This window comes from Paracoccus spongiarum, assembly GCF_030732095.1.
Classification (GTDB): domain Bacteria; phylum Pseudomonadota; class Alphaproteobacteria; order Rhodobacterales; family Rhodobacteraceae; genus Paracoccus; species Paracoccus spongiarum.
The window spans coordinates 40085-54523 of sequence record NZ_JAVAMQ010000007.1; the positions used below are offsets into that span (position 1 = coordinate 40085).

Annotated in this window: 14 protein-coding genes; 4 read left to right on the top strand and 10 right to left on the bottom strand. The window is 68.7% G+C overall.

Features of this window, described 5'->3' with window-relative positions:
- The first annotated feature begins 13 nt into the window (after positions 1–13).
- Positions 14–718 (top strand): GntR family transcriptional regulator, encoded by a 705-nt coding sequence (locus Q5Y72_RS09265; protein WP_305963135.1) that lies wholly within the window; start codon positions 14–16, stop codon positions 716–718.
- 236 nt (positions 719–954) lie between these two features.
- On the opposite strand, the gene Q5Y72_RS09270 is transcribed toward Q5Y72_RS09265, so the two are convergent.
- The gene (locus Q5Y72_RS09270; protein WP_305963136.1) at positions 955–2211 is read right to left on the bottom strand and encodes a glycerate kinase type-2 family protein; all 1257 of its coding nucleotides are present in this window, start codon (positions 2209–2211) and stop codon (positions 955–957) included.
- Between the two features lie 7 nt (positions 2212–2218).
- Positions 2219–3292, bottom strand: coding sequence for a tartrate dehydrogenase (locus Q5Y72_RS09275; RefSeq protein WP_305963137.1), 1074 nt, complete (start codon positions 3290–3292; stop codon positions 2219–2221).
- A gap of 188 nt (positions 3293–3480) precedes the next feature.
- Between Q5Y72_RS09275 and Q5Y72_RS09280 the strand changes: the two genes are divergently transcribed.
- Positions 3481–4395, top strand: a complete 915-nt coding sequence (locus tag Q5Y72_RS09280; protein ID WP_305963138.1) for a LysR family transcriptional regulator — start codon at positions 3481–3483, stop codon at positions 4393–4395.
- 323 nt (positions 4396–4718) lie between these two features.
- Positions 4719–5987 (top strand): SLC13 family permease, encoded by a 1269-nt coding sequence (locus Q5Y72_RS09285; RefSeq protein WP_305963139.1) that lies wholly within the window; start codon positions 4719–4721, stop codon positions 5985–5987.
- Positions 5988–6124: 137 nt separating this feature from the next.
- Here Q5Y72_RS09285 and Q5Y72_RS09290 read toward each other — a convergent pair whose 3' ends face one another.
- From Q5Y72_RS09290 to Q5Y72_RS09305, 4 genes are all read right to left on the bottom strand, one after another.
- On the bottom strand, positions 6125–6253 hold the full coding sequence (locus Q5Y72_RS09290; RefSeq protein WP_305963140.1) for a hypothetical protein: 129 nt from the start codon (positions 6251–6253) through the stop codon (positions 6125–6127).
- Positions 6254–6373: 120 nt separating this feature from the next.
- On the bottom strand, positions 6374–6775 hold the full coding sequence (locus Q5Y72_RS09295; protein WP_305963141.1) for a (deoxy)nucleoside triphosphate pyrophosphohydrolase: 402 nt from the start codon (positions 6773–6775) through the stop codon (positions 6374–6376).
- Positions 6772–8025, bottom strand: coding sequence for a bifunctional glutamate N-acetyltransferase/amino-acid acetyltransferase ArgJ (gene argJ, locus Q5Y72_RS09300; protein WP_305963142.1), 1254 nt, complete (start codon positions 8023–8025; stop codon positions 6772–6774). The genes Q5Y72_RS09295 and argJ overlap by 4 nt, the downstream gene beginning before the upstream one ends.
- Complete coding sequence (locus Q5Y72_RS09305; protein ID WP_305963143.1) at positions 8025–8870, bottom strand: peptidylprolyl isomerase; 846 nt, start codon at positions 8868–8870, stop codon at positions 8025–8027. Before Q5Y72_RS09305 ends, argJ begins: the two co-directional genes overlap by 1 nt.
- A gap of 206 nt (positions 8871–9076) precedes the next feature.
- Between Q5Y72_RS09305 and secA the strand changes: the two genes are divergently transcribed.
- Positions 9077–11794, top strand: coding sequence for a preprotein translocase subunit SecA (gene secA / locus Q5Y72_RS09310; RefSeq protein ID WP_305963144.1), 2718 nt, complete (start codon positions 9077–9079; stop codon positions 11792–11794).
- Between the two features lie 97 nt (positions 11795–11891).
- Here secA and fmt read toward each other — a convergent pair whose 3' ends face one another.
- The 4 genes from fmt to def (Q5Y72_RS09330) form a co-directional block, all read right to left on the bottom strand.
- Complete coding sequence (gene fmt / locus Q5Y72_RS09315) at positions 11892–12785, bottom strand: methionyl-tRNA formyltransferase (RefSeq protein ID WP_305963145.1); 894 nt, start codon at positions 12783–12785, stop codon at positions 11892–11894.
- 65 nt (positions 12786–12850) lie between these two features.
- On the bottom strand, positions 12851–13354 hold the full coding sequence (gene def, locus Q5Y72_RS09320; protein ID WP_305963146.1) for a peptide deformylase: 504 nt from the start codon (positions 13352–13354) through the stop codon (positions 12851–12853).
- Positions 13351–13866, bottom strand: a complete 516-nt coding sequence (def, locus tag Q5Y72_RS09325; RefSeq protein WP_305963147.1) for a peptide deformylase — start codon at positions 13864–13866, stop codon at positions 13351–13353. The genes def (Q5Y72_RS09320) and def (Q5Y72_RS09325) overlap by 4 nt, the downstream gene beginning before the upstream one ends.
- Positions 13859–14380 (bottom strand): peptide deformylase, encoded by a 522-nt coding sequence (gene def, locus Q5Y72_RS09330; RefSeq protein ID WP_305963148.1) that lies wholly within the window; start codon positions 14378–14380, stop codon positions 13859–13861. Before def (Q5Y72_RS09330) ends, def (Q5Y72_RS09325) begins: the two co-directional genes overlap by 8 nt.
- Between the last annotated feature and the right edge of the window lie 59 nt (positions 14381–14439).

Sequence of the window (14439 nt, forward strand, 5' to 3'; positions counted from 1 at the left end):
CGGGGATGTCGCCATGCCTCAGCCAGAGAACGCCGCCGCCCTTCTGCCCAGCCTCGACGAGATCCGGCCCCCCTCCGTGACCGACCAGATCTACGAGGCGCTTTACGAACGGGTCATCAACCTGACCCTGCCCCCCGGCGCGAGGCTGTCCGAGGCCGAGGTGGCAGCCCAGATGGGCGTCTCGCGACAGCCGGTGCGCGACGCCTTCTACCGGCTGTCGCAACAGGGGTTCATCGTCATTCGCCCGCAGCGCGCCACCGTCGTCACGCGGATCTCGGAAGAGGCGATCCGGCAGGCGCATTTCATCCGCGAGGCGCTGGAGATCGCCTGCATCCGCGAGGCGGCGCATCTGCTGGGCCCGGCGGATCACGCCCGGCTGGACCTGCTGATCGCCCGCCAGGCCGAGGCCATCGCCGCCGATGACCGCCGCGCCTTCCACGCGCTGGACGAACAGTTCCACCACGACATCTGTGCGCTGTCGGGGTTGGGCTTCGTGTGGACGCTGGTCAAGGACAACAAGGGACACATGGATCGCGCACGATACATGTCGCTGTCGTACAACGCCACGAACGCGATGCAGGAACATCGCGAGATCCTGTCGGCGCTGCGCGCACGCGACGCCGAACAGGGCGTCGCCGCGATCCGCGCGCATCTGGGGCGCATCAACGAGACGCTCGAAAGGCTGCGCCGCGAACAGCCCGAGATGCTGGGAAGCTAGGCAACCCCCGCCGCACGTCAGCGGATGCGCCGGCCGATCCGGCCAGGCGCACCCCCCGGTTCCCGGTCGTGCGGCCCGATTGATCCGAAGCGCAGGCCGGACCGCACCCCGATGCGGCCGCCGCAGCGCCCCCGGCCGGCCGGTCGCGGCGGGCTGCCATCACTCGTGCCTTGCGGCATGGTCATCATGCCGTCATTCAGGCGCAGGCTGTCGCCGCATGGACGCGCCTTGGCCGGTCAGAGGACGAGGATCGCCCGGAAATCATTGACATTCGTCAGGGTCGGCCCGGTGCGCAGCAGCGCGCCGGCCGCATCGAAGAAGCTGTAGCTGTCATGGCCCGCAAGATACCGGCGCGGATCCAGCCCGGCCTCGCGCGCGGTCGCAAGCGTCGCGGGCGCGATGATCGCCCCGGCCGCATCCTCGGTTCCGTCGATGCCGTCGGTGTCCACGGCAAGCGCATGGATCCCGGCATGGCCCTGCAGGGCCTGCGCCAGCGCCAGGAGGAACTCGGTGTTGCGGCCGCCGCGTCCGGGGCTTTTGCCGCCCAACGTCACCGTGCCCTCGCCGCCAGACAGCAGCACGGCCGGGGCCCGGGCGGGGGTGCCATGGGTCGCGACGGCGCGCGCGATGCCCGCCATGACCACGCCCATCTGGGCGGCCTCGCCCTCCAAGGCATCGCCCAGCAGCACCGGCGTTACCCCGGCCGCCCGCGCCACCTCGGCCGCGGCCTGCAGCGACATCTGCGGCGTGGCGATCAGGCGGTAATCCACCGTGAAGGGGTCCTGCGGCCGGCCCGGCGCCAGCAGGATCCGGCGCGCGGCATCGGGCAGGGCCGGACCCAGCGTCTCGACCAGGTGCGACAGATCCTCGGTCGCGGTGGGATCGGGGACCGTAGGCCCCGGGGCGATCGCCGCCGGATCGTCCCCCGGCACGTCCGAGATCGCCAGCGTCACCAGCCGCGCCGGCGCGGCGGCGCGGGCCAGCCCGCCGCCCTTCAGCCGCGACAGCCGGCGCCGGATGCGGTTCATGTCGTCGATGGCAAGCCCCGAGGCCAGCAGCAGCCGGTTGACGGCGATCTTGTCGTCCAGCGTCAGCGGGTCGACCGGCAGGCTCATCAGCGCCGAACCGCCGCCCGAGATCAGCGCCAGCACCAGATCCTCGGGCCCAGCCTGTTCGGCGGCGCGCAGGATGGCACCGGCGGCGTCAAGCCCGGCCCGGTCCGGCACGGGATGCGCCGCCTGCCGCACCGCGATCCGCCGGGTGGGCACGGTGTGGCCATAGCGGGTGACGACCACGCCCGACAGGTCCACATCGGGCCAGGCCGTCTCGACCGCCAGCGCCATGGCGGCGGCGGACTTGCCCGCCCCCACCACGATGCAGCGCCCCGCGGGCTTTGCGGGAAGATGCCGGGCGAGGACCGTGGCGGGGTCCGCGGCGGCGATGGCGGCCTGCATCATGCCCAGCAGCAGGTTTCGGGCGTCGTCGTTCTGCATCGCGGCCTCAGATGTTGTCGCCGCGGATCGCGTCGCAGACGGCGTCCGTGACCTCGCGGGTGGTGGCCTTGCCGCCGACATCGGGTGTCATGATCCCATCGGCGCAGACCTTCTCGACGGCGCGCATCAGGCGTCTGGCGGCGTCCGCCTCGCCCAGATGCTCCAGCATCTGCGCGGCGGTCCAGAAGGTCGCGACCGGGTTCGCGATGCCCTTTCCGGTGATGTCGAAGGCCGAGCCGTGGATCGGCTCGAACATCGAGGGATACCGTCGTTCGGGGTCGATGTTGCCGGTGGGCGCCACGCCCAGGCTGCCAGCCAGCGCGCCGGCCAGATCCGACAGGATGTCGGCATGCAGGTTGGTGGCGACGATGGTGTCGAGGCTTTGCGGGTTCTTGACCATCCGAACGGTCATCGCGTCGACCAGCATCTTGTCCCAGGTGACATCGGGAAATTCGGTCGCCACCTCGGCGGCGATCTCGTCCCACATCACCATGCCGAAGCGCTGGGCGTTCGACTTTGTCACCACCGTCAGCAGCTTGCGCGGCCGCGACTGGGCCAGCTTGAAGGCATATCGCATGATGCGGGTCACGCCGACGCGGGTAAAGATCGCGACCTCGGTGCCGACCTCCTCGGGCTGGCCCCTGTGGGCGCGGCCGCCATGGCCGGAATACTCGCCCTCGGAATTCTCGCGCACGATCACCCAGTCCAGGTCTCCGGGGCCTACGCCCGCCAGCGGCGACTGGATGCCCGGCAGGATCCTGGTCGGACGCACATTCGCATATTGGTCGAAGCCCTGGCAGATCGGCAGGCGCAGGCCCCACAGGGTGATATGATCGGGCACGTCGGGCGCGCCGACCGCGCCGAAGAAGATCGCGTCGAAGGGCTTCAACTGCGCGGGCCCGTCCTCGGGCATCAGCGCGCCGGTCTTCCTGTAGCGATCCGAGCTCCAGTCGAACTCGGTCACGTCGAAGGCAAAGCCGCCATCGCGGCGGGCCAGCGAGTCCAGCGCCTGCAGGCCGGCGGCGATGACTTCTGGGCCGATGCCGTCGGCCGGAATTGCGGCGATCTTGTATGTTTTCATGGTCGATTCCTCGCGTGGCTGAAGCGGACCGGGCGCGTCGTCGGAATGGTCTTCGCTCATGGTCAGTCCCCCCAATCGCGACGCCCCTTGGCATGCACCTGACCGAGTTTAGCGGCGCGGTTGCCATGGGGACAACTTGCGTGGGATTATATACAGAGTCGCGTCAATTCGGCATGGCAGGGCGGATCATGGACCTTGTGCAGATCAGATGCTTTCTGGCCGTCGCCGAGGAGCTGCATTTCGGACGTGCGGCGAAATCGCTGGACATGCTGCCCGCCTCGCTTGGCCGCCAGATCCGCCTGCTGGAGGAACGGTTCGAGACGCGGCTGTTCCTGCGCACCACCCGCAATGTCAGCCTGACCGAGGCCGGGGCAGCCATTGTCGAGGATGCCCGCGCGCTGATCGCCCAGGCCGACCGGTTCGAAGCCAGGCTTCTGGGCATGCGCCGCAGCGAAAGCGCGGTGCTGCGGGTCGGCGCGATCGACAGCGCCGCCAGCGGGCTGATGCCGCAGCTGATGCAGCTGATGAGGCGGCATCACCCCCGGATCGAGATCCAGCTGGTCGAGCAGAAGACCATCCACCTGCTGCCGCGGGTCCTCAGCGGCAGGATCGACATCGCCTTCTGCCGGCCACCCGACATCCGCGACCCGCGCATCCATTTCCGGACGCTGTTCTTCGAAAGCGCGGTGGTCGCCCTGCCCGGCGACCACCCGCTTGCCGACCGCCCGCAGCTGTCGATCCAGGATCTTGCGAACCTGCCGCTGATCGTGCCGGACCGGCGGTCGCGGCCGCATTCGCACGACCTGACGATCCGGTTGTTCACCGATGCGGGACTCAGCGCGCGGATCGCGCAGGTGGCCGAGGAAAAGCACACGATCGTCAGCCTGGTCGCGATCGGCGCCGGGCTTGCCATCGTGCCGCGATGGGTGTCGCGCATCGCGGTGCCCGGTGTGGCCTTCGTGCCGCTGGCGGTGCCCGACGGGCTCAGCCGCAGCAAGCTGATCCTGGCCGCAGCCTGGGCGCGCGGCACCCGGGACGAGCGCCGCGATGCGCTGCTGGCGCTGCTTGACGCCAACCTCGCCGAGATCGAGATCACCGCCTGAGCATTGGCGCAGAACTGTATATAATCCCGCAGCGATTGGATTTCGGCATCGCGGTGACGATGCTGATCCGCAGGCGAGGTCTCCACGGGCATCTCGCCGGGGGCCTTCGGAGGAGGATTCCCGACATCAACCGGCATCCGTGACGCGGGCACCTTTCCCGGTGTCAGGCCAGCGGCCCCACCGGCGGGCGGCCATCCGGTCGCGCCGGCGATGGTGCTGCTGCGTCCTGCCCCGATGCGGCCAGCGGACTGCCTCGGCCATCGCTCCAATGGCACAACCGGCCGCGATCGCCCGATCGCCTCCGTTTCCCGGGGAGGGGAATGATGAGTCCCACGACAATCACACTTCTGCTTCTGCTGTTCGCTATCATCATGTTCGTCTGGGAGCGGATCCCGCTGGCCCTGACCGCGATGATCGTCTGCGTCTGCCTGACGCTGACCGGGGTTCTCAGCCCCGCCGAGGCCTTCGAGGGCTTCGTCAACAGCAACGTCATCCTGTTCGTCGCCATGTTCGTCATTGGCGGCGCCCTGTTCCAGACCGGCATGGCCAGCGAGATCGGCGGGCTGGTGACCCGCTTTGCGCGCACCGAACGGCAGTTGATAGTCGCGATCATGCTGATCACCGGGCTGATGTCGGGCCTGCTGTCGAACACCGGCACGGCGGCCGTGCTGATCCCGGTGGTCATCGGCATCGCCGCCAGGTCGGGCTTCGCGCGGTCGCGATTGCTGCTGCCGATCGTCTTCGCCGCGGCGATGGGCGGCAATCTCAGCCTGATCGGCGCGCCGGGCAACCTGATCGCCCAGGCCGCGCTGGAACCCGGGGGGCTGCGCTTCGGCTTCTTCGAATATGGCTATATCGGCCTGCCGATGCTGCTGGCCGGCATCCTGTTCATGGCCACCATCGGCTTTCGGCTGCTGCCCGTCCACCGGGTCGATGACGAAATCCGCGGGGTCGGGCAAGGGACGACAGGCCCAGAGGTCGCCCGCTGGAAGAAGACGGTCGCGCTTGTGGTGCTGATCGTCACCGTGATCGGCATGGTGTTCGAACGCCAGATCGGCATCCGCCTGCACATCACCGGCGCGATCGGCGCGATCGTGCTGGTGATGCTGGGCGTGGTCAGCGAGAGGCAGGCCTACCAGTCCATCGATGCCCGCACGATCTTCCTGTTCGGCGGGATCCTGTCGCTTGCCACCGCGATGGAAACCACCGGCGCCGGCACGGCCGTCGCGAATGCGGTGCTGGGCGTGCCGGGCCCCGACACGCCGATGTTCGTCATCATGCTGGTGATCTTCCTGCTGGCCGTCGCGCTGACGAACTTCATGTCGAACACCGCGACGACGGCGCTGCTGGTGCCGATCGGGCTGTCGATCTCGACCACGATCGGCGCGGATCCGCGCGCGGTCCTGATGGCCATCGTCATTGGCGGCTCGCTGGCCTATGCGACGCCGATCGGGATGCCCGCCAACGTGATGGTGCTGGGGCCCGGGGGCTACAGCTTCAAGGATTACGCGCGGGCCGGCCTGCCGCTGATCCTGGTGTCCAGCGTCGTCAGCATGACGCTGCTGCCGATGCTGTTTCCGTTCTTCCCGTAGGCCGGCTTTCCGAGCCGCCACCGGCCGCTGCCTGCATCCGGCACGGTCGGCGGCAAGGGCCCGAACGGCCGCCCTTGCAGGTCAGCGCCGCGCCAGCCGGCGGGCGGTGGCCTGCGACGAGCTTGCGACCGGCGCGGTCAGGCGCCGATCGGCCTGCCGACAAAGGTGCGTGCGCCGACCCGGATCACGATGTTCCCGTTCGGCGCCAGTCGCTCGAACAGCCCCTGAACCGAGATATATCGCCCGATGGCAATGGTGCGAATCATGTCAAGTCCTCCTTCCCTCACATGGCAAGGCTGTCACGAATTGGTTAAAATTGAAGCAAGACCTGAGTATTATGCGGAACATGGGCGCGATATGCTGATGGATGGCGGGCAGATGCGGCCCTAAAGCCACATCTGCAGCGCCGGGATCAGCGGGATGTCGGCGGGGGGCATCGGATAGTCGCGCAGGTCGCGGGCGCGGACCCAGGCCAGCGCCTGCCCCTCCAGCGGACGGACGACGCCTTGCCAGCGCCGGCAGGCAAAGACAGGCATCAGCAGATGGAAGGTCTCATAGCCGTGACTGGCGAAGGTCAGGGGTGCCAGGCAGGAGTTCCAGGTCTCGATGCCCAGTTCCTCGCGCAACTCGCGGATAAGGGCGGCCTCGGGCGTCTCGCCCGTCTCGACCTTGCCACCCGGAAATTCCCACAGCCCGGCCATCGGTTTGCCCTCGGGGCGCTGTGCCAGCAGCACCCGCCCATCGGGATCGATCAGCGCGACGGCCGCGACCAGGACCGTCTTCGTCACGAGCGGTAATCGGCGTTGATGTCGATATAGCCGTGGGTCAGGTCGCAGGTCCAGACGGTGCGCGCGCCCTGCCCCAGCCCCAGATCAACCGCGATCCGCAGATCCCGGTTCTTCATGTAGGCGCTGGCCGCTACCTCGTCATAGTCCGGCGCGCGCCAGCCATTCTCGGCCAGAACCATGTCGCCGAAGCGGATGGTCAGCCGGTCGCGGTCGGCCTCGGCGCCGGACTTGCCGACCGCGGCGACGATGCGGCCCCAATTGGCGTCCTCGCCGGCGATGGCGGTCTTGACCAGCGGCGAATTGGCGATGGCCATGGCGACCTTGTGGGCATCGCCCTGGGATGCGGCGCCGGTCACCGCCACCTCGACGAATTTCGTGGCCCCCTCGCCGTCGCGCACGACCAGCTGGGCCAGATCGCGCATGACCCCGTGCAGCGCCGCGACGAAGCCTGCCCCGACGCCGCCGTCCAGCGCGGTGATCGGCGCCGCCGGGCTGCGCCCCGTCGCGGCCAGGATCAGCGCGTCCGAGGTCGAGGTGTCGCTGTCCACCGTGATCGCGTTGAAGGTTGCATCGAGGCCCGATGACAGCGCCTGCTGCAACAGCGGCGCGGCGATGGTCGCGTCGGTGAACAGATAAACGAGCATCGTCGCCATGTCCGGCGCGATCATCCCCGATCCCTTGGCGATGCCGGCGATGCGGATCTGCCCGCCCTCGCCCTCGACCACGGCCGAGGCGCCCTTCGGAAAGGTGTCGGTGGTCATGATCGCCCGCGCGGCGTCCGCGATGCCGCCGCCATCCAGGCCCCGGGCCAGATCGTCGATGATGGCGACGATCCGGTCATGCGGCAGCGGCTCGCCGATCACCCCGGTCGACGAGGAAAAGACCTGTCCGGCGGGCATGCCCAGCGCCGCGGCGACCGCCCCCGTCACCGCATCGACCGAGGCCTGACCACGCGCCCCGGTGAAGGCGTTGGCGTTGCCCGAATTGACGATGATCGCCGCGCCGTCGGGCGCATCGCCGCCCGCGGCCAGCTTGGCCTGGTTGTCCAGAACGCAGGCGGCGCGGGTCGTCGACCGGGTGAAGGCCCCTGCCAGGGTCGCGCCCGGCGCCACGCGGATCAGCGTGACATCGGTGCGGCCCTGATACTTGATGCCGGCGGCGCCGCTGGCGAAATCGACGCCGTCGATCACCGGCAGGTCGGGAAATCGCGCCGGCGCCAGCGGCGAGACCGCAAGCCCCGCCTTGCCCATCACTCGGCCTCCAGCAGATCGGTCTGGTTCATCAGCGACGGATCGACGCCCTCGGTCTTTTCGACCTTGGCCTCGCCCATCACGCGCTCGATCTCGGCCTCGACCTTGTCGCGGCGCACCATCTGCGCGACCTGATCGCGCACCTCGTCCAGGGGCGGCGCCTCGCGCAGGCGGGTGTCGTTCAACTTGATGACATGCCAGCCGAAATCGGTCTTGACCGGGTCGGATATGGCGCCCTTTTCCATAGCCTTCACCGCCTCGGCAAAGGGCGGCACCATCTGGTCGGCACTGAACCAGCCCAGATCGCCCTTGTTCGGACCACTTGGCCCGGTCGAGCGTTCCTCGGCCAGCGTCCCGAAGTCGGCGCCCTCGTCCAGCTGCGCCTTGACGGCCTTCGCGGCCTCTTCGGTCTCGACCAGGATATGGGCGGCCGAATATTCGGTGACCGGATCGGTCGAGGCGAACAGCTTTTCGTAAGTCGCCGTGATCTCGGCCTCGGTCGGCTCGGCCTCGGCAACCTGCGTCACGGCGGCGGTCGCAAGGGTGTTGCGGCGCTGCAGTTCCAGCTGGGCGCGCACGCCCGCGTTCTCGGCGCCGGTCTCGGCCACGGCGGTCTGGCGGATCAGCTGGTCCAGCATCATGTCCCAAAGCGCCTGGTCCGGCAGCCCGGCCATCTGCGGGTCCTGCACCGACTGCTTCATGACGATCATCTGGCCAAGCGTGATCGTCTGGCCGTTCACGGTCGCGACCACGGTATCGGCGCCCTTGTCCTGCGCCAGCGCGGCGGCCGGCGCGATCAGCGGCGCGGCCGCCACCAGCAGCGCCAGAATCGAGGTCTTGAGCATGGAAGATCCTTTTCAGGTCATGGACCGACGCGCGGTTCGCGGCGGGCCAGCGTTGACAGTGAGGCGGGCGAGGCATACATCCCCCGGCAACCGTGGAAGGCGCCGCCGCCGCGTTTCGTTCAGGCCCCTGATACGGCAATGCGGAAGGCCGGGGCAAGTGGCCCACCCGTGACGGGCTTTCCCAACAACGTGATTGCGAAGGTATTATGCTGGGCATCGGAACTATGGCGAAGAAGGTCTTTGGCACGCCCAATGACCGCAAGGTGAAGTCGACCCGCCCGCTGGTCGCCAGGATCAACGCGCTCGAGCCCGGGTTCCAGGCGCTGCCCGACCAGGGGCTGATCGACCGGACGCAGCAGCTGCGCCAGCGCATCGAAGCCGGGGAGAGCCTTGACGCGATCCTGCCCGAGGCCTTCGCCAACTGCCGCGAGGCGGCGCGACGCGCGCTTGGCCTGCGCGCCTTCGACGTGCAGCTGATGGGCGGGGTGTTCCTGCATCAGGGCAATATCGCCGAGATGAAGACCGGCGAGGGCAAGACACTGGTCGCGACCTTCCCCGCCTATCTGAACGCCCTCGCGGGCAAGGGCGTGCATGTGGTGACCGTCAACGATTACCTCGCCCGGCGTGATGCGGAGTGGATGTCCAAGGTCTATGCCGCACTGGGCATGAGCTGCGGCGTGGTGGTGCCCTTCCAGCCCGAGGCCGAGAAGCGCGCGGCTTATGCCTGCGACGTGACCTATGCCACCAATAACGAGCTTGGCTTCGACTATCTGCGCGACAACATGAAGGGCAGCGTCGCCGAGATGGTGCAGCGCGGTCACAATTTCGCCATCGTCGACGAGGTGGACAGCATCCTGATCGACGAGGCGCGGACGCCGCTGATCATCTCGGGACCGTCGCAGGACCGCAGCGAGCTGTACCGCGTGCTGGACCGCTATGTGCCGCTGCTGACGCCCGAGCATTACAAGCTGGACGAAAAGGCCCGCAACGCGACCTTCACCGAAGAGGGCAACGAGTTTCTCGAACAGCGGCTCTGGGCCGATGGCGTGCTGCCCGAGGGACAGACGCTTTATGACCCGGAATCGACCACCATCGTCCACCATGCCAGCCAGGCGCTGCGCGCCCACAAGCTGTTCCTGAAGGATCAGCACTACATGGTTCGCGACGGCGAGGTGATGCTGATTGACGAATTCACCGGCCGGATGATGAAGGGCCGCCGCCTGTCGGACGGGCTGCACCAGGCCATCGAGGCCAAGGAAGGAGTGGCGATCCAGCCCGAGAACGTGACGCTGGCCAGCGTCACCTTCCAGAACTATTTCCGCCTCTACGAGAAGCTGGCGGGGATGACCGGCACCGCCTCGACCGAGGCCGACGAATTCGCCGAGATCTACCGGCTGGGCGTCGTCGAGGTGCCGACCAACCGGCCGATCCAGCGGCTGGACGAACATGACCGCGTCTATCGCACGGCAATGGAAAAATATTCCGCCGTGATCGAGGCGATCAAGGAGGCCCATGCCAAGGGCCAGCCGACCCTGGTCGGCACCACCAGCATCGAGAAATCCGAGATGCTGTCCGAACTGCTGAAGAAGGATGGCGTGCCGCACAACGTGCTGAACGCCCGCCAGCACGAAGCCGAGGCCCAGATCGTCGCCGATGCCGGCAAGCCGGGCGCGGTGACCATCGCCACGAACATGGCCGGGCGGGGCACCGACATCCAGCTGGGCGGCAATGTCGAGATGAAGGTGATGGAGGCGCTGAAGGCCGATCCCGAGGCGCAGCCCGACGAGTTGCGCGCCCGGATCGAGGCCGGCCATGCCACCGACAAGCAGGCGGTGCTGGATGCCGGCGGATTGTTCGTGCTGGGCACCGAACGCCATGAATCCCGCCGCATCGACAACCAGCTGCGCGGCCGTTCGGGCCGTCAGGGCGATCCGGGCCGGTCGCTGTTCTTCCTGTCGCTGGATGACGACCTGATGCGGATCTTCGGGTCGGAACGCCTGGATTCGGTGCTGTCCAAGCTGGGCATGAAAGAGGGCGAGGCGATCGTCCACCCCTGGGTCAACAAGTCGCTGGAGCGCGCCCAGGCGAAGGTCGAGGGCCGCAACTTCGACATCCGCAAGCAGCTGCTGAAATTCGACGACGTGATGAACGACCAGCGCAAGGCCATCTTCGGACAGCGCCGCGAGATCATGGACAGCGAGGAGGTCGACCAGATCGCGACCGACATGCGCCATCAGGTGATCGAGGATCTGGTCGACGACTTCATGCCGCCGAAATCCTATGCCGACCAGTGGGATGCCGACGGCCTGACAGTCGCCGTGCGCGAACGGCTGAACATGAACCTGCCGATCGCCGCCTGGGCGGACGAGGAAGGCGTCGACCAGGAGGTCGTGCGCGAACGGATCGAGGCCGCGACCGACACCTACATGGCCGAAAAGGCCGCCGCCTTCGGCGCCGAGAACATGCGCCAGATCGAGAAGCAGGTGCTGTTGCAGATGATCGACCAGAAGTGGCGCGAGCATCTGGTGACGCTGGAACACCTGCGCTCGGTGGTGGGATTTCGCGGCTATGCACAGCGCGACCCGCTCTCGGAATACAAGTCCGAGGCGTTCCAGCTGTTCGAGACGCTGCTGGACGGGTTGCGCGTCGACGTGACGCAGCGCCTGGCGCAGATCCGCCCGCTGACCGAGGCCGAGCGCGAGGAGATGCTGCGCCAGATGGCGGCGCAACAGAAAGAGGCGCAGGCGCATCTGACGATGGAGCATGGCGCCGAGCGTCAGTCCGACGACGATGCGGATCGGCCCACCGCGCTTGTCGAGGGATTCGACGAGGCCGATGCCGCGACCTGGGGAAACCCCTCGCGCAACGACCCCTGCCCCTGCGGATCGGGCAAGAAGTTCAAGCACTGCCACGGCGCCATCTGAGGCAGCCGTGGCCGCTTGCGTCCCGCGACGGCGCTCGCGGCCGCCGGGCGGGGCAAGCCCCGCCGCGATCGACCGCGAGGGCCGGCAGCCGCCGGCCCTAGCCCAGCCTCGCTGGCAGCGCCCACCCGCGCAGCAGATCCCCGGTCGTCATCGGCTTTCGCCCCGAGCGCTGCGCCGAGAGGATCTCGACGGCGCCGGTGCCGCAAGCAACGCGGAAGCCACCCAGGACCTCGCCGGCTGCGCCGCCTCCCTCGACCAGGCGGCTGCGCAGAAGCTTGACCCGCTCGCCTGCGATGTCGCACCAGGCGCCCGGAAAGGGCGACAGGCCGCGGATCAGCCGGTCGACCTCGACCGCCGGTCGCGACCAGTCGATCCGCGCCTCGGCCTTGTCGATCTTGTCGGCATAGGTAACGCCCTCCTCATCCTGCGCGCGGGCCGGCATCGGCAGGCCATCCAGCACCCGCAGGACCAGCGCAGCCCCGATGCCTGCCAGCCGGTCGTGCAGGTCTGCGGCGGTGTCCCCGGCGCCGATCGGCATGCGCGCCTCGGCCAGGATCGGGCCGGTGTCCAGGCCTGCCTCCATCTGCATGATCGCCACGCCGGTCTCGGCATCACCGGCCATCACCGCACGCTGGATCGGTGCCGCCCCCCGCCAGCGCGGCAGCAGCGAGGCATGGATGTTCAGGCATCCGAACCGCGGCGCATCCAGCGCCGGCTGCGGCAGGATCAGCCCGTAGGCCACGACCACCGCGACATCCGCCGACAGCGCCGCGAAGGCGGCCTGCACGCCGACCTCGCGCAACCGCTGCGGTGTGCGCACCTCGATCCCCAGCTCCAGCGCCGCGGCATGCACCGCCGAGGGCCGCGGATGCTGCCCGCGCCCCGCAGCGCGCGGCGGCTGCGAATAGACCGCCACGACCTCGTGCCGGGCCGCGAGGGCCTGCAGCGCCGGCACCGAAAAGGCGGGCGTCCCCATGAAAACAACGCGCATCGCGCCTCCATCTTCTGTGCGCAAATATCCCGCAGGGGGTCCGGGGGACGCGCAGTCCCCCGGCGTCAGCCGCGCCGCGCCAGCTTGGCCGATTTCTGCACCAGCATCTTCCGCCGCAGGGCCGTCAGGTGATCGACATACATCCGCCCGTCCAGATGGTCGATCTGGTGCTGCACGCTTGTCGCCCAGAGACCGACGAAATCGCGATCCTCGCTGACACCGCGGTCGTTGAGAAAGCGCACCGTCACCGCACGGGGGCGCCGGATCGCCGCTGACACGCCCGGCAGGTTCGGGCTTGCCTCCTCGTGGTCGCGAAACTGGCTGCTGACATGCAGCAGCTGCGGATTGGCCATGCGCACCGCCTGCCCGCGCTGCGGCGAGGCATCGACCACGGCAAGGCGCAGCATGATGCCGATCTGCGGCGCGGCAAGGCCCACGCCCGGCATCGCCTCCATGGTGTCGATCATGTCGTCCCAGATCATCCGGATCGAATCGGTCACCGCCTCGACCGGGGCGGCCGGCCTGTGCAGCCGGGGATCCGCATAGGGCAGGAAGGCACGCCGGCTCACAGGTAGTCCAGGATCAGCCGGCCGTGCAGGTGATCCAGCTCGTGCTGGGCGATCCGGGCGGCGGTTGCGTCGAGACTGCGGCGCAGGTGCCGGCCGTCCAGATCGTACCAGGTGATGACGACTTCTTCCGGGCGCGCCACCTCGACCGGCCGGTCGGGGATCGACAGGCACTGCTCGGCCGCCACGGCCATGCGGTCCGAGCGGGCGACGATCTCGGGATCCAGCATCACCAACGGCCGCGGATCGCCTGACTTCCAGCCGCAATCCATCACGAAGATCCGCCGCAGCACGCCGATCTGCGGCGCCGCCAGACCGCGCCCGCCCGCACCATACATGGTCGCCAGCAAGTCCGCGGCCAGCTGCGCCAGTTCGGGGCCGGGCAGAATGCCGGCAGGCTGCGCACGGTCGCGCAGCATCGGGTCGGGATGGATCAGGATGGTCCGCGGCGCGCCCCCCGACAGACCCTCGGGAAGGTCGGGCCGGCACCAGTCGCGGGCGCCCGGATCAGGCACGCGCGCGGTCCCGCTTCAGCTTGACCATCTTCCGGGTGATCATCTGCCGCCGGATCGCCGACAGGTGGTCGATGAACAGGATGCCGTCCAGATGATCCAGCTCGTGCTGGGCGCAGGTCGCCCAGAGGCCGTCGAATTCCTGCTCGTGCGTCTTGCCGTCCAGCCCCAGCCAGCGCATCCGCACCTGCGCCGGGCGCGTCACCTCGGCATACTGGTCCGGGATCGACAGGCAGCCCTCGTCATAGGTGCTGGTCTCGTCGGACGCCCAGGTGACCTGCGGGTTGACCAGCACCAGCGGCTGCCGCTCGGCCTCGGGGTCGCGGGTGGCGTCCATGACGAACACGCGGCTGGCGACGCCGACCTGCGGCGCGGCCAGGCCGATGCCCGGCGCGTCGTACATGGTGGCCAGCAGGTCCGCCGCCAGCGCCTCGATCTCGGGCGTGATGCGGGCGACGGGATCGGCCACCTTCTTCAGGCGGGGATCAGGATGGATGAGGATCGGTCGCATGCTCATGCCAGCGCATTTAGGCGATGCCTTCACCTGACGCAACAAGCAGCGTATGCAAGGCGTGA